Source organism: Duganella sp. 1224, assembly GCF_013408245.1.
In the GTDB taxonomy this organism is placed as follows: Bacteria; Pseudomonadota; Gammaproteobacteria; order Burkholderiales; family Burkholderiaceae_D; genus Rugamonas.
Genome location: NZ_JACBYS010000002.1, coordinates 689,200 through 704,952, shown reverse-complemented (window position 1 = coordinate 704,952; position 15,753 = coordinate 689,200). Strand labels below are relative to the sequence as shown.

General features: G+C 67.0%; 11 protein-coding genes. 7 read left to right on the top strand and 4 right to left on the bottom strand.

Features of this window, described 5'->3' with window-relative positions; translation table 11 throughout:
- Positions 1-8 precede the first annotated feature (8 nt).
- Positions 9-1,331 (top strand): nitrate/sulfonate/bicarbonate ABC transporter ATP-binding protein, encoded by a 1,323-nt coding sequence (locus FHW58_RS15175; RefSeq protein WP_179673961.1) that lies wholly within the window; start codon positions 9-11, stop codon positions 1,329-1,331.
- Here the strand turns inward: FHW58_RS15175 and FHW58_RS15170 are convergent.
- The 3 genes from FHW58_RS15170 to FHW58_RS15160 form a co-directional block, all read right to left on the bottom strand.
- Positions 1,313-2,260, bottom strand: coding sequence for a DUF4351 domain-containing protein (locus FHW58_RS15170; protein WP_179673960.1), 948 nt, complete (start codon positions 2,258-2,260; stop codon positions 1,313-1,315). The genes FHW58_RS15175 and FHW58_RS15170 overlap by 19 nt on opposite strands.
- 99 nt (positions 2,261-2,359) lie before the next feature.
- On the bottom strand, positions 2,360-3,646 hold the full coding sequence (gene hemL, locus FHW58_RS15165; protein WP_179673959.1) for a glutamate-1-semialdehyde 2,1-aminomutase: 1,287 nt from the start codon (positions 3,644-3,646) through the stop codon (positions 2,360-2,362).
- Positions 3,647-3,663: 17 nt separating this feature from the next.
- Positions 3,664-4,527 (bottom strand): bifunctional hydroxymethylpyrimidine kinase/phosphomethylpyrimidine kinase, encoded by an 864-nt coding sequence (locus tag FHW58_RS15160; protein ID WP_179673958.1) that lies wholly within the window; start codon positions 4,525-4,527, stop codon positions 3,664-3,666.
- Between the two features lie 91 nt (positions 4,528-4,618).
- Here FHW58_RS15160 and FHW58_RS15155 point away from each other — a divergent pair, with 91 nt between their 5' ends.
- The 6 genes from FHW58_RS15155 to FHW58_RS15130 all read left to right on the top strand — a co-directional run bounded on the left by FHW58_RS15155 (position 4,619) and on the right by FHW58_RS15130 (position 14,148).
- Positions 4,619-4,771, top strand: coding sequence for a rubredoxin (locus FHW58_RS15155; protein ID WP_110845658.1), 153 nt, complete (start codon positions 4,619-4,621; stop codon positions 4,769-4,771).
- Positions 4,772-4,861: 90 nt separating this feature from the next.
- On the top strand, positions 4,862-5,257 hold the full coding sequence (locus tag FHW58_RS15150; protein WP_179673957.1) for a PleD family two-component system response regulator: 396 nt from the start codon (positions 4,862-4,864) through the stop codon (positions 5,255-5,257).
- Positions 5,258-5,276: 19 nt separating this feature from the next.
- Complete coding sequence (locus FHW58_RS15145) at positions 5,277-5,642, top strand: PleD family two-component system response regulator (RefSeq protein WP_179673956.1); 366 nt, start codon at positions 5,277-5,279, stop codon at positions 5,640-5,642.
- Positions 5,643-5,644: 2 nt separating this feature from the next.
- Positions 5,645-6,163 (top strand): chemotaxis protein CheW, encoded by a 519-nt coding sequence (locus FHW58_RS15140; protein WP_179673955.1) that lies wholly within the window; start codon positions 5,645-5,647, stop codon positions 6,161-6,163.
- A gap of 27 nt (positions 6,164-6,190) precedes the next feature.
- Positions 6,191-8,506 (top strand): methyl-accepting chemotaxis protein, encoded by a 2,316-nt coding sequence (locus tag FHW58_RS15135; protein WP_179673954.1) that lies wholly within the window; start codon positions 6,191-6,193, stop codon positions 8,504-8,506.
- 14 nt (positions 8,507-8,520) lie between these two features.
- A complete protein-coding gene (locus FHW58_RS15130) occupies positions 8,521-14,148 on the top strand; it encodes an Hpt domain-containing protein (protein WP_229265330.1) in 5,628 nt (1,875 codons plus the stop codon).
- 59 nt (positions 14,149-14,207) lie between these two features.
- Here the strand turns inward: FHW58_RS15130 and FHW58_RS15125 are convergent, their stop codons facing one another.
- Complete coding sequence (locus FHW58_RS15125; RefSeq protein WP_179673953.1) at positions 14,208-15,641, bottom strand: deoxyribodipyrimidine photo-lyase; 1,434 nt, start codon at positions 15,639-15,641, stop codon at positions 14,208-14,210.
- Between the last annotated feature and the right edge of the window lie 112 nt (positions 15,642-15,753).

Sequence of the window (15,753 nt, the reverse complement as noted above, 5' to 3'; positions counted from 1 at the left end):
ACAGAATCATGAGCACTCCTATCGTTGAACTGAAAGCCGTCGGCAAACACTTCCGCGCAGCCGATGGCTCCGCGCGTTCGGTGCTGGAAGGCGTGGACTTTACGCTGCGCGAAGGCGAGATCGTGGCGCTGCTGGGCCAGTCCGGCTCGGGCAAGTCGACCATGTTGCGCATCATGGCGGGCCTGATCCAGGCCGACGAGGGCCAGGTGCTGTATCGCGGCATGCCCTTGTATGGCACGGCGCGTGGCATCCGCATGGTGTTCCAGTCGTTCGCGCTGTTCCCGTGGCTGACGGTGCAGAAGAATGTGGAGCTGGGCCTGGAGGCGCAGGGCATGGCGCCGGACGAGCGCGCGCGCCGCGCCGAGAAGGTGATCGACCTGATTGGCCTGTCCGGCTTTGAGGGCGCGCTGCCGCGCGAGCTGTCGGGCGGCATGCGCCAGCGGGTCGGCATCGCCCGCGCGCTGGTGATGGAGCCGGAAGTGCTGCTGATGGACGAGGCGTTTTCGGCGCTGGACGTGCTGACCGGCGAGCGGTTGCGCGAGGAGATTCTGGAGTTGTGGCAGTCCGGCCAGATTCCGACCAAGGCGATTCTGGTGGTGTCGCACAACATCGAGGAAGCGGTGATGATGGCCGACCGGGTGCTGATCTTTGCCAGCGATCCGGGACGCGTGCGCGCCGAGCTGCCGATCTCGCTGCCGCAGCCGCGCAAGGCGGAAAGCGCCGAGGTGCGCCATCTGATCGACAAGGTGTATGAGCTGATGACGGCCAGCTCCGGCCGTCGCGGCAGCGGCAGTGGCCTGATCAGCGAGCGTGACGTCAAGCTGCAACTGGGCGATCGGCTGCCGCAGGCGGGCATCGCGCACATGGAAGGGATACTGGAGCTGCTGGCGGAGGAGCCGTTCCACGGCCGCGCTGATTTGCCGAAGATCGCCGAGGAGACGGAGCTGACGGACGCCGAGCTGCTGGAGGTGCTGAACGCGCTGATCCTGCTGGGCTTCGCCTATCTGACCAATGGCGACATTCTGATGACGGAGCTGGGCGGGCGCTATGTGAAGGCGAACAACACCGAGCGCCAGGAGATGTTCGGCAAGCAGCTGCTGGAGCATGTGCCGCTGATCGCCTATATCTGCCACGGGCTGCAGCAGGACAAGTCGGGCGATTTGCCGGAGGACCTGTTCCTCAAGCTGCTGCGCTTTACGCTGAGCGAAGAGGAGGCCGAGCGCGCGCTGCGCGTGGCGATCGAGTGGGGCCGCTATGGCGACCTGTTCGAGTACAACTTCAACACCGGCGTGATCCAGCGTTCGGAAGAGGATCAGTCAGCGGGCGACTGAGTCTCAAACACCTGCTTCAGCGATGCCGCGTCCAGCACGGCATCGCTCCACGCCGTCAACTGCTCCACACTGGCCTTCGCCAGCTTGCGCTGGTTGGTTTTCGACAAGGGGCCGAAGCGCCGCGTGAGCTGTCGTTCCAGTATGATCGCGGCCCCCTTTTGCATGCCCTCATCCAGAATCATTTCTTCCAGTGGCGTGATCCATTTCATCGGATTCGTCATGTTGTTCTCCTTTTTCAGTTGGAAAACGGTTTGCCTGTAGCGCTCCTGCTGAGCTTCGGGCAGCGCCATCATCCAGTTGATTACTTTGAACATGGTGATTATGCGCGCTTTGCTCCAGCGGTGTTGGTACAGTAGCTTGGTCAGGTGCCACTTGGCGGCGTACAGCGCATCCGGATCGTGTCGTGCTTGCTGTGTACGCAGATGGGCCAGGGTTACCAGCGCAAACGGATTGGGCGAGGTTTCCAGATCGCTCCGTGTTGCGTAGTCCAGCAGCTTGGCCGTCGCGAACGAGATACCCATTTGGGTCCCGAGCAGTGTGTTGTGGAAGGCGGACGGCCGCCAGTTGGCATCCTCGTCCGCCAGCAGCACCAGGCTGGCAACCGGCTGTTGATATTGCTGAAAAATGCGGTAGTTGTAATCGAGCACGCGCCGCGCGAGCGTCTTGTCGCGTTGTGCCTGCACTTCGATGTGGATGAGCACCCACTGCACACGGCCATCGCGCAGCGCCACTTCCACCAGCTTGTCCGCCACCATGACGTTGGGCGCGTCGGCCAGCGCGATCCCGGCCAGCTCCTTGTCGCGGTAGCGTGGCCGCCGGGACCAGTCGATTTCCTTGCAGAGATCGCTAAAGAAAAAGTCCATGAACGCCCTGAACGCATGCGTCAGCGCGGCTTTCCACGGCAGGTCGTAACGGGCGGGGGAGGGCATTCCGGCAGTCTACGGCGAGGCTGCCAGCGCGCCTTTGAGCTAGTGCAAGGCGCGGAGGATGCGCTTCCCGCCGGCGACGGGAGGCGCGGAAAAGCCAGATTACAGCTTGGCGAACACGCGGCGGGCGGCGGCGATGGTGTCGTCGATCACCGCGTCGCTGTGCTGCGCCGACACGAAGCCGGCCTCGAACGCCGCCGGCGCGAAGTACACGCCTTCATCCAGCATGTGATGGAAGAAGACGTTGAAGCGCTCGCGGTTACCGGCCATCATCTCGGCGTAGTTGTTCGGTGGCGTCTCGCTGAAATACAGGCCGAACATGCCGCCCACCGCGTCGGCGCAGAACGGAATGCCGGCGTCCTTGGCGGCCGCCGTCAGACCGTCGGCCAGACGCCTGGCGGTGGCGCTCAATTTGTCGTAGAAGCCCGGCTGCTGGATCAGCTTGAGCGTGGTCATGCCCGCCGCCACCGCCACCGGATTGCCCGACAGCGTGCCGGCCTGGTACACCGCGCCCACCGGCGACATCTTGCTCATCAACTCGGTGCTGCCGCCAAACGCCGCCACCGGCAGGCCGCCGCCAATTACCTTGCCCAGCGCCGTCAGGTCCGGCTGGATGCCATACAGCTCCTGCGCGCCGCCCAGCGCCACGCGGAAGCCGCACATCACCTCATCGAAGATCAGCAGCGCGCCATGCTGGCTGCACAGCGCGCGCAGCGTTTGCAGGAAGGCCTCGGTGGCCTTGATCAGGTTCATATTGCCGGCCACCGGCTCGACGATCACGCAGGCGATTTCGTCGCCGAAGTTGGCGAACGCCTCCTCGATCTGCTGCACATTGTTATAGTCCAGCACCAGCGTGTGCTTGACGAAGTCCTCCGGCACGCCGGCCGACGTCGGATTGCCAAAGGTGAGCAGGCCGCTGCCCGCCTTCACCAGCAGCGAGTCGGCGTGGCCGTGGTAGCAGCCCTCGAACTTGACGATCTTGTCGCGGCCGGTGGCGCCGCGCGCCAGGCGCAGCGCGCTCATGGTGGCCTCGGTGCCGGACGACACCAGCCGCACCTGCTCCAGCGATGGTACCAGGCGCACGATTTCCTCGGCCATCTCGATCTCGCCCTCGGTCGGCGCGCCGAACGACAGGCCGCGCGCGGCCGCCTCCTGCACCGCCTTCACCACCTGCGGATGCGCGTGGCCGACAATCGCCGGGCCCCACGAGCCGATGTAGTCGATATAGCGCTTGCCGTCCGCGTCCCAGAAGTACGGGCCCTCGGCGCGGGTGATGAAGCGCGGCGTGCCGCCCACCGAACGGAAGGCGCGCACCGGCGAGTTGACGCCGCCGGGAGTGGTTTTCTGGGCGCGTTCGAACAGCTGGTCGTTCTTGGAAATCGTGGTCATAGTGGCATCTTTCTAGGCTACTGCATGTCCGCTGCGGACTGTAAATGGAAAAAACGGTTGGGCACGAACTTGCCCATGCCGTAGCGCTGCGCATGCGCCAGCGCGCCGACAGTGTACTCCTGCGCCGCCGCCACCGCTTCCGGCACGTCGGCGCCGCGCGCCATGAAGGCCGTCAGCGCCGCCGACAGCGTGCCGCCGGCGCCGATGAACGGCCCGGCCAGGTGCTGCCAGGCGTCGTGGCTGATGACGCCATCGGCGCCGAACAGGGTGTTGGCCAACGTGTTGGGCGCGGCGTTCTCGCCGTGCGGGCTGCCGGCCGGGGTGCCGGTCACCAGCACGAACTCGCAGCCCAGGGCCAGCAGGTGCTCGACGTCCGATTCCAGCGTGTCCTCGTTCTCGCCGCCGTCGCCCGGCTCGCGCCAGGTTTCGGCCAGCCGGCCCAGCTCCACCTGCGACAGCATCAGCAGCGTGGCCTGCGGCACCAGCAGCTGGCGGATCGCGGTCAGCAGCTCCTCGGCGTCATCGTCGGACAGCGACGGCAGGCGCGAGCTGAAGGGGTCGAGGATCAGCGGCGCGTCGGGATAATCGGACAGGATCTCGGCCACCGCCGCCACCTGTTCAACGTTGGTGATGCCGCCGACCTTGAAGGCGGCCATGGTCATGTCCTCCAGCACCACGCGGGCCTGGTCGGCCACCCAGTCCGGGTCGATGTCCTGCAGGTCTTCGACGCGGGCGCTGTCGCCGATCAGCAACGCGGTGGTCACCGCCAGTCCGGTGCAGGAGAGGGCGGAAAAGGCTGCCAGGTCGGCCTGGACACCGGTGGCGCCGGCCGGGTCGGCGGCGCCAAAGCTGAGAATGAGGGGAGAAGTTTGGTTTTGCACGGCGGGTAGATTAAGATACCTAATTCAGCATTTTACTTGAGGGTGGCAAAACGTGAGTAGCAACGAAACAACGCAGGAATTCAAGACCTGGATGTGCCTGATCTGCGGCTGGATCTACGACGAGGCGGCCGGCCTGCCGGACGAGGGCATCGCCCCCGGCACCCGCTGGGCCGACGTGCCGATGAACTGGAGCTGCCCGGAATGCGGCGCCCGCAAGGACGATTTCGAGATGGTAGCCATCTGACGGTGGCCAGCAGGGGCGCCGCCGCCATCACCGCCGCGCCAGCGAGGGGCGCGCCTATGCTATGGTGTAGTCTCATCTAGCGGAACCATTATGACCTCCACGCCCCTGAAAATCATGGTGATCGACGATAGCAGCACGATCCGTCGCTCCGCCGAGATCTTCCTGAGCCAGGCCGGCTACCAGGTGGTGCTGGCCGAAGACGGCTTCGACGCGCTGGCCAAGATCAACGACCACCACCCGGCGCTGGTGTTCTGCGACATCCTGATGCCGCGCCTGGACGGCTACCAGACCTGCGCGCTGATTAAAAAAAGTGCAAAATTCCACGCCACGCCGGTGCTGATGCTGTCCTCCAAGGACGGCCTGTTCGACCGCGCGCGCGGCGCCATGGTCGGCGCGGTGGCCTACCTGACCAAACCTTTTACCAAGGACAGCCTGCTGGCGGCGGTGCGCGAGCACACCGGCGGCGCTGTCGCCACACCAGAATAAGAACGCCGCAGGGGGAAATATGGCCATACAAAGAATTCTGATCGTCGACGACTCGCCCACGGAGCGCTACTACCTGAGCGATCTGCTGTCGAAGAACGGCTACACCGTCACCGTGGCCGAAAGCGGCGAGGAGGCGTTGGAAAAGATCAAGTCCAGCAAGCCGGAACTGATCTTGATGGACGTGGTGATGCCGGGCGCGAACGGCTTCCAGGTCACGCGCTCGATCAACCGCGATCCGGAACTGAAGGATGTGCCGGTGATTATCTGCTCCAGCAAGAGCCAGGAGACGGACCGCATCTGGGCCATGCGCCAGGGCGCGCGCGATTACCTGGTCAAGCCGGTCGATCCGGCCGAGCTGCTGACCAAGATCGCGGCGCTCAACTGACGATGGACCGCCAGGCCCCGACCGAACGCCGCAGCCGCCTGCGCCAGTACCAGGTGCAGCTGCTGGAGCGCATGCAGGCCGCCAGGAGCGGCGCGGCCGAGGGCGGGCGCGAACTGGGCGTGCGGCTGGGCGGGCGTCTGTGCCTGCTGGACCTGACGCAGATCAGCGAGATCGTGCCGCTGCAGCCCATCACGCCGGTGCCGCTGACGCAGGAGTGGTATCTGGGGCTGGTGAATATCCGCGGCCACCTGACCGGCGTCATCGATCTGGCGCGCTACCACGGCCAAGCCGCCGGCGACAGCGCGCCGTCCGAGCGCCGCCTGATCACTTTTGCGCCGTCGCTGGGCTTCAACTGCGCGCTGCTGGTGGAGCGCGTGCTGGGCCTGCGCAAGCTGGCGGAGATGACGCCGCGGCAGGACGCGCCGCTGGAGTTCGTCGACGCCGACGGCCAGCCGTGGACCCGCATCGACCTGGCGCAGCTGGTGCTGGAACCCCGTTTTTCGCAGGTAGGACTGATCTAGCAGGCAAACACGAATCCGGAGAGGTGTATGGCTTTCAAGTTGGGCTTTTTCTCGCGCGGCAGCCGGAGTGCCGCCCAGGATGCGGCAGCAAATTCAGCGTTCGGCGACTCGCAGTTCCTGCACACGGCCGCCACCCCCGCGCCATCCGCGCCACCCGCGCCGCAGGCCGGCGCCGAGGAGGGCGACGCGCCGCTGCGCCTGCGCGATGCGCTGGGCCGGCGCCGCGTTGGCGCGCCGGCGCTGGACGCCGGCCCCGGCAAGCTGCCGCTGATCGGCCACCTGCCGGCGCAGCGCCAACTCAGTCTGCTGTCGACCGCGCTGGCGGTCTGCCTGGCCATGAGCGCGGTGTTCGTGGCGCTCAACACCATCCACAACGCCAACCGCTCGGCGCAGACGCAGGTGGCCAGCGACGCGCTGATGCACTCGCAGCGCATCGGCAAGGCCGCGCCCAACGCGGTGCAGGGCAGCGCCGAAGGCTTCCGCCAGCTGGAGGAAAGCCGCCAGGAACTGACGCGCGACATCAACCTGATGACGCGCGGCGGCAAATACCAGGGCCGCACCATCAGCGATCCGCCGGCCGACATCGCCGTGGTGGTGGCGGCCGCGCGCAAGCAGTGGACCGCCACCGACCTCGCCGCCGGCACCATCCTGATGCTGAAGGCGGACCTGAGCGGCATGGACAAGACGCTGCAAAAGCTCAACGACATGTCGCCCGACCTGCTGGTGCGCACCGAGGACATCATCGCCCTCAAGCTGCAGCGCGGCGGCTCGGCGCGCGAGATCGCCGCGCTGGGCAAGCTGACCATGCTGACCCAGCGCATGAGCCGCAGCGCCAGCGAATTCCTCACCGCCGGCGGCATCAGTTCGGAAACCGCCTTCCAGCTGGGGCGCGACACCACGGTGTTCCGCACCACCATCGACGGCTTCCTCAAGGGCAGCGCGCCGCTGGGACTGGCCGCCGTGCGCGAGCCGGACCTGCGCGACAAGTTCACCGGCCTGATGACCGACTTCGAGGAGTACCAGAAGCTGGTGGCGGCGGTGCTGGGCAAGCTGGATAAATTCAGCGCCGCGCGCGCCGCCGAACAGCTGATCTTCAACGACAACGAGGCGCTGCGCCAGCGCCTGAGCGTGGTGCAGCAGGTGTACCGCGAAAGCCAGGACTCGCTGGGCCTGACCTTCTGGCTGATGGTGGCCGGCGGCATGCTGACGCTGATCTGCGCGGCCGCCATCGGCCGCGTGCTGCTGATGGATTCGCACAACCGCACACGCGGCGCCGAGCGCCGCCGCCAGGAGGCGGAGGCCATGCGCCAGCAGTCGCAACGCAAGGAGGAAGAGGCCAAGGCCATGAACGACCAGAATCAGGCGGCCATCCTGCGCCTGATGAACGAGCTGCAGGAAGTGGCGGATGGCGACCTGACGGTGCAGGCCACGGTATCCGAGGACATCACCGGCGCCATCGCCGACTCGGTCAACTACACGGTGGAAGAGCTGCGTGGCCTGGTGGGCCGGGTGACGGCGACCGCCGAGCAGGTGACGCGGGCATCGACCCAGGCGCAGAGCATCTCGGCCAACCTGCTGCAGGCGTCGCAGCAGCAGTCGCGCGAGATCCAGGACGCCTCGGCCACGGTGGTCAAGATGGCCAACGAAATCACCGACGTGTCGCGTTCCGCCAGCGAGTCGGCCGACGTCGCGCGGCAGTCGGTGGCGGCGGCGCGCCAGGGGTCGACGGCGGTGGAAAACGCCATCAAGGGCATGCACGAGATCCGCGAGCAGATTCAGGATACGTCCAAGCGCATCAAGCGGCTGGGCGAATCGTCGCAGGAGATCGGCGAGATCACCGAGCTGATTTCCGACATCACCGAGCAGACCAACGTGCTGGCGCTGAACGCCGCCATCCAGGCCGCGTCGGCCGGCGAGGCGGGGCGCGGCTTCTCGGTGGTGGCGGAGGAGGTGCAGCGGCTGGCCGAACGCTCGGCCGAAGCGGCCAAGCAGATCGGCGCGCTGGTGCGCGCGATCCAGACCGATACCCACGACGCCGTGGCGGCCATGGAAAAATCCACGCAGGGCGTGGTGGAGGGCGCGCGCCTGTCCGACGCCGCCGGCGCGGCGCTGCATGACATTTCGCAGGTGTCCAACCGCCTGGCGGAGCTGATCTCCGGCATTTCGCAGGCCACCGGCCAGCAGGCCACGTCGGCCTCCGGCGTGGCGCACAACATCCAGCACATTCTGGCGGTGACGGAGCAGACCCAGGACGGCACCCAGCAGACCGCACAATCCATTCACAAGTTATCGGTACTGGCGCAGGAGCTGAAGAACTCCGTGGCGCGCTTCCGCATCGCTTAAGACTGAGAGCAAGCATGACCAACACTGATCTTTCGACCTCGCAGCAACCGCAACTGGACACCGGCCCGCTGTCATGGGTAATGGTGGAAATCCGCGAGTCGCTGGCCCGTTCGCGCACCGCGCTGTTTGAAGCGGGCGGCCGGGAGCCGGAAGATCAGGCCACGCAGCTGCAGCACGCCAAGTCGCACCTGCACCAGGCGCATGGCGCGTTGCAGATGGTGGATCTGGACGGCGTCAGCCTGGTGACCGAGGTGGCCGAGGCGGCGCTGGACCGCTTCAAGGCGGGCACGCTGAAATGCAGCGCCGACCACGCGCAGGCGGTGGCGCAGTTGTACCAGGCGCTGGTGGAGTATCTGGAGGCGCTGCTGGATGGCGCGCCGTCGCAGCCAGCCCGCTTGTTCCCTTACTATCGCGCCGTGCAGGAGATGCTCGGCGTGGAGCGCATCCATCCGGCCGATCTGTTCTTCCCTGATCTGTCGCAGCCGGTCAGCCTGCCGCTGGCCGAAGGCGCCGGGGATGCCGACGATGCGCCGGACTACGCGGCCTGCCGCCAGCGTTTCGAGCGCGCGCTGCTGCCGTATCTGAAGAGCGGCGATCCGGCGCAGCAGCAGGAGCATGCTGCCGCGCTACTGGAGGCGATCCGGCAGGTGGCCGATGCGCAGCGTGACGGCCAGGCGCGCGCCTTCTGGCTGGCGATGCAGGGCTTCGCGGAGCTGGTGGCTGGCGGCCAGTTGACGGCCAACCTGTACGTCAAGCAGCTGTTTGGCCTGATCAATCTGCAGATCCGCCGTCTGAGCCAGGGCACGGCGGCGCAGCCGGAAACGATGCTGCGGGACGCGCTGTTCTTCATCGCCACCGCTGGGGAGCACTCGCCGGCGGCGCTGGTGCGCCAGTTGCGCGCGGCCTATGCGCTGGACGGCCTGGCGCCGGCGGATTATGAAACGCGCCGCTATGGCCAGATCGACGCCGGGGCGCTGGAGCGCGCCAAGGCCGGCATCGCGCAGGCCAAGGCGCAGTGGGACCGTATGGCTGACGCCGAGATCGATCCCGCGCTAGATGATGCCTTCGAGGCCGCGCTGGCCGATGTGGCGGCGCAGTGCGAAACACTTCACCTGCCGGCGCTGGGCGCCTTGTTGCGCCAGCTGGCGGAGGTGGCCCGCACCGCGGCATCGGCTGGCCGCAGCGTGGAGCTGGCGCTGGAAATGGCGACGGCGTTGCTGTTCGCCGAACATGGCTTGCAGCATATCCGTCATCTGCCGGATGATTTTGCCGCGCATGCCGATACCATAGGCGCGCGTCTGCTGGCGCTGGTGTCCGGCCAGACGCCGCCGGAGCCGGCGCAGTGGCAGCAGGGCCTGACGCACCAGATGCAGCAGGATGACACCGTGGTGGCGCTGGCGACCGAGATGAAGTCCGGCCTGCGCCAGGTGGAGAAGGTGCTGGACGAGTATTACGCCGATCCGTCGAAGCGGCCGTCGTTGCTGGCGCTGGAGCCGGTGCTGCATCAGTTGCAGGGGGCGTTGTCGGTGCTGGATCAGGAGGATGCCACGCGCGCGGTGCTGCAGGTGAAGTCGGTCGTGCATGCGCTGGCGCATGGCGACACCGAACCGTCGGCCGAGCCGAAGGTGCTGGACGATATCGCGCAGAACGTCGGCGCGTTGGGCTTCTTTGTGGACATGCTGGCGCAGAACGCGGCTGGCGCGCGCGAGCGCTTTGCGTTTGACACGGAGCAGGGCAGCTTCCGCTCGGTGCCGTTCAAGAAGATGGCGGCGACGGCGCCGATCCCGGTGCTGGATGAACAGGTGCCGGCACCGGCGCCGCTGGCGATGCCGGCGGAGGCGCCGGTGCCCGCCGCCAGCGATGCGGCGGTGGAGGCGGAGCTGCTGGAGATCTTCATCTCCGAGGCGCGCGAGGTGCTGGAGTTTGTCGGCGAGACCTTGCCGCGGCCGCGCACGGAGGAGCATCTGACCATGCTGCGGCGGTCCTTCCATACCTTGAAGGGCAGCGGGCGCATGGTGGGGCTGAACCAGTTTGCCGATGCGGCGTATGCCATCGAAAAGGTGATGAATGTGTGGCTGGCGGAGCAGCGTCCGGCCACCGATGCGCTGTACGAGTTGCTGGACGGGGCGGCACGCGAACTGGAGGCGTGGGTGGCGGAGCTGGCGGCCAAGGGCGTTTCGGCGCGCAACGCCGATACGCTGATCGCCGCCGCCGCGCGCGTGCAGCAGGGGGCGGAGGCTGCGCTGGAGCCGTCGGCGGATGCCTCGTTTGCAGAGGCGGCGGCTGTCGAGCCGCCCGCCGCCGATGCGCCGCCCGTCGCCGACGAGCCTTTGCTCGCCGATGCGCTGCCGGCCGCTGACGAAGCGCCGGAGGACATCGAGCCCATCGGCGCGCCGGACGAGCCGGAGATCGCCGCGCCGGTGACGCCGCCGCTTGTCAGCCATGGCAATGTCATCGAATTCCCGACCATCACCCCGCCGCCGGCACCGCGCGACGACAACGTCAAGCACATTGGCGACCTGGCGATTCCTCTGCCGCTGTACAACATCTATCTGCACGAATCGGATGACCTGGTGCGCAAGCTGGTGCAGGACTTTGGCGAGTGGCGCCACGAGCCGCGCCGGCCGGTGAGCCCGGAGGCGCTGCAGGCGGCGCACACGTTGGCCGGCACGTCGGGCACGGTCGGCTTCAAGGCCTTGCGCGAGTTGGCGCTGGCGCTGGAGGGCACGCTGGAGACGCTGCTGCCGCCGGCGCCGCATCTGGATCAGGTACAGCATGATCTGCTGGACTTCACGATGGAGCGGATACGCCAGATGCTGCAGAGTTTTGCGGCGGGCGAGCTGCCGGCGGCGCAACCGGAGCTGATCGGCGCGCTGCAAGGCTTGCGCGAGCAGTTGGCGGCGACGCCGCCGGCGGCCAGCAAGGAGATCGAAGCGCGGCTGGACGATCTGGTGGCGGAGACCATGGACGGCATCAACACGCCGCCGGCGCCGCAGGAGTCGGCGCTGGATAAGCTGTTCCGTGAGACGTACAACGCCATCAGCGGCACCGTGCCGGAGTCGGAAGCGCCGGTTGCGCCGCCGAAGAAAAAGAAACCGGAGGTGCATGTCGACGACGGCATCGACGACCTGTTCAACGCCGCCTTCGACGACGCCTTCGCCGAGCCACCGCTGAAGATCGCGGAGCCAGTGGCGCCAGTACCACCACCACCGCCGCCCGCGTCAGACGCCACACCTCCCGCCGCCGAGGCGCCTCCCGAGCCCGAGCCGGAGGCCGAGCCAGCGCGAGCGCCCACGCTGGCGCCAGATGTCGCCGAAGAGCCGGCGCTGCCCGCGCCTGACGCGGAGATCATCGCGCTGCCGCCCGCCGAACCAGGCATCCTGGCCGCCACGCCGCCTATCTTCCACGACGACCTGGACGCCGATTTGCTGCCAGTCTTCCTCGAAGAAGGTGCTGACCTGCTGCCGCAAGTGGGCGAGGCGCTGCGCACCTGGCAGCACCATCCCGCCGACACCGCGCAAGCCCAAAGCCTGCTGCGCCTCCTGCACACCGTCAAAGGCAGCGCGCGCATGGCCGGCGCCATGCGCCTCGGCCAGCACTGCCACGACATCGAGACGCACATCGAAAACATGGTGCACGCCGGCTCCGCCACGCCGCAAGCCTTCGACGAACTGCTGGCCCACTACGACCATGCGCTGCTGCTGTTCGAACAGCTCCAGCACCCGCAAGCGCTGCAAGCCGGCCTGGCCGACAACGTCGCCAAGCTGGCGGACGACGCGCCAGCCAACCGCACCGTCGAACAGCCGGCCGGCGCCGCCGACACGCCAGCCGCGCCGCTGCCGGACGAGACCCAAGTCGGCGTCAAATCGCCCCTGGTCCGCGTGCGCGCCGACATCCTCGACCGCCTGGTCAACCAGGCCGGCGAAGTCTCGATCTCGCGCTCGCGGCTGGAAAACGAAGTCGACACCCTGCGCGCCTCGCTGGCCGACTTCTCCGACAACCTGGCCCGCCTGCGCCGCCAGCTGCGCGAAGTCGAAATGCAAGCCGAATCGCAAATCGCCTCGCGCATGGCCATTTCCAGCGACCGCGAATTCGACCCGCTCGAATTCGACCGCTTCACGCGCCTGCAGGAACTCACGCGCATGATGGCCGAAAGCGTCAACGACGTCGCCAGCTTCCACGAAAGCCTGACCCGCAGCGTCGACAACGCCCACGGCGACCTGACGCAACAAGCCCGCCTGACACGCGACCTGCAGCGCGACCTGATGCGCGTGCGCATGGTGCCCTTCGCCAGCATCTCCGAGCGCCTGTTCCGCGTCGCCCGCCAGAGCGCCAAGGACGTCGACAAGCGCGTCAACCTCGACATTCGCGGCGGCGGCGTGGAACTGGACCGCAGCGTGCTGGAACGCATGGCCGCGCCGTTTGAACACCTGCTGCGCAACGCCATCGCCCACGGCGTGGAATCGCGCGCAGGCCGTGCCGCCGCCGGCAAGAACGAGACCGGCGAACTGCTGGTGCAGGTGGCGCAGGAGGGCAACGAAATTGTCATCGCCTTCAGCGACGACGGCGGCGGCCTCGATCTGGCGCGCATCAAGGCCAAGGCCATCGCCATCGGCCTGCTGGCCGAGGAAGATGCCGCCTCGGATGCGCAGATCGCCGACCTGATTTTCGAACCCGGCTTCTCCACCGCCGACACGCTGACCGAACTGTCGGGACGCGGCGTCGGCATGGACGTGGTGCAGTCGGAGGCGCAGGCACTGGGCGGCCGCGTGGACCTGTTCTCCGAGCCGGGCAAGGGCACGCGCTTCACCATCCGCCTGCCGCTCACGCTGGCGGTGACGCAGGTGGTGTTGCTGGCCGCCGGCGGCAAGACCTATGCGCTGCCGGCCATCCTGGTCGAGCAGGTGCTGCAGATGAAGGACGCGGCGCTGGCCGAGGCGCGCGACAACGGCATGCAGTACCTGCCCACGCTGCTGGGCGATCCCGCGCAGCCGCCGGCGCAGCGTTCCTCGCCGGTGATGATGCTCAAGAACGGCAATGAGCGCCTGGCCTTGCAGGTGGATGAGGTGCTGGGCAACCGCGAGGTGGTGATCAAGAATATTGGTCCGCAGCTGTCGCGCATGGTGGGCATCGCCGGCGCGACGGTGCTGGGGACCGGGGATATCGTGCTGATATTGAATCCGGTGGCGCTGGCGCAGCATCTGGCGCATCATCCGGAGTCGCGGCCGCAGTATGCGCAGGCGGCCGCGGACAGCCCGGCGGCGCAGCCGGCGCCGGGCCGCACCATCATGGTGGTGGATGATTCGCTGACGGTGCGGCGCGTGACCCAGCGGCTGCTGGAGCGTGAGGGGTATCGGGTGCTGCTGGCCAAGGATGGCGTGGATGCGCTGGAGCAGTTGCGCGAGGCGCCGCCGGATTTGATGCTGGTGGATATCGAGATGCCGCGCATGGATGGTTTCGACCTGACGCGCAATGTGCGCGGGGATGAGCGGACCAGGGGCATACCCATCATCATGATCACTTCGCGCAGCGCGGACAAGCATCGCAATCTGGCGCTGGAGCTTGGGGTGAACGCTTATTTCGGCAAACCCTATCAAGAAGCCGTGCTGCTGGAGGCGATCAGCGGCTTGATCGCGCGGTAGCGGCGGACGGCACCCCGGAAACCCGCACACCGCTGCGGCCGGGGTCTGACCCCTTCGTTTCAGGGTTTCTTGACGATTTCGTAGCGTTCGAGCGTTTTTTTCCTGGCTTCGTCGTGCATCACCACCGGCGGCCAGTAGTCCGGCGCCAGCATGCGCGGCGCGTCCCACGGCGCGTGGATCTCCTTGTCGCTCAAGCCCTTCAACTGCGGCAGGTAGCGGCGGATGAATTTCCCCTGCGCGTCGAACTTCTGCGACTGCGTCACCGGATTGAAGATGCGGAAGTAGGGCTGGGCATCGCAACCGGACGATGACGCCCACTGCCACCCGCCATTATTCGACGCCAGGTCAAAATCGTTCAGGTGCAGCGCGAAATAGGCTTCGCCACGTCGCCAGTCGATGCCCAGGTCCTTGATCAGGAAGCACGCCGTCACCATGCGCAGCCGGTTGTGCATGTAGCCGGTCTGGTTCAGCTGCAGCATGGCGGCGTCCACCAGCGGATAGCCGGTGCGGCCTTCGCACCAGGCGGCGAATAGTTCGTCCGCTTCCGGGCCGGTTTCCCATGCAATCGCGTCGTAGGCCGGCTTGAAGGCGCTGTGCACCACGTGCGGATGGTGGTACAGGATCATCGCGTAAAACTCGCGCCAGATCAGTTCCGACAGCCATACCGCCGCGCCTTCGCCGCCGGCGCCGCGTTCCTGCAGGTCCAGCACCGTGCGCACCAGGTGGCGCACCGACAGCGTGCCGAAGCGGAAATGGATCGACAGGTAGGACGGCCCTTTGACTGCCGGGAAGTCGCGCGCCACGTTGTAGTCGGCGATGCGGGTCAGGAACTCGTCAAACAGCCTGGCCGCGCCGGACATGCCGGTCGGAATCTTCAGCTCGGCCAGGTTGCTCGGCTCGAAGCCCAGCTCGGCCAGGGTCGGCAGCGCCGGCGCCGGCGAGGGCGGCGGCGCCAGCCGGGCCGCATGCGGTTCGATGTTGTACGGCGCCAGCACCGACGGATCGGCCGCCAGCTTTTTCAGCCAGGCATTCTTGTACGGCGTGAACACCGAGAACACGCCGCCGGTCTGCGACAGCACCTCGCTGCGCTCGAAGATCACCTGGTCCTTGTAACTGTAGAACTGGCGGCCGGCCGCTTGCAACGCCGCCTCCACCGTGGCGTCACGTTCCATCGCTTGCGGTTCATAATCGTGATTGCAGAACACCGCCTGCACGCCAAGCTCGGCCGCAAGCGCCGGAATTTCCGCGACCGGGTCGCCGTGGCGCACGATCAGGTGGCCGCCCAGCTGCTGGAGCTCGGCCGCCACCTCGGCGATGCTGGCATGGATGAAGTCGACGCGGCGGTCGCGCCGGGGCAGGTGGTCGAGGATGGTCGTATCGTAGACAAAAACGCAATACACTTTGCTGCTGGCCTGCAGCGCCTGGTGCAGGGCAACGTGGTCAAAAACCCGCAAATCGCGGCGCAGCCATACGAGGGAAGAAGTCAGTTTCATTCGGTCTGTATCAATCTTGTGATGGACGCAATCATGGCCGTCCCCGTAATTCAGTGTAAACTACGGGGTAAACAGAGTTGCTAGCCGCGCGAATACTACAGTAATTGTCAGC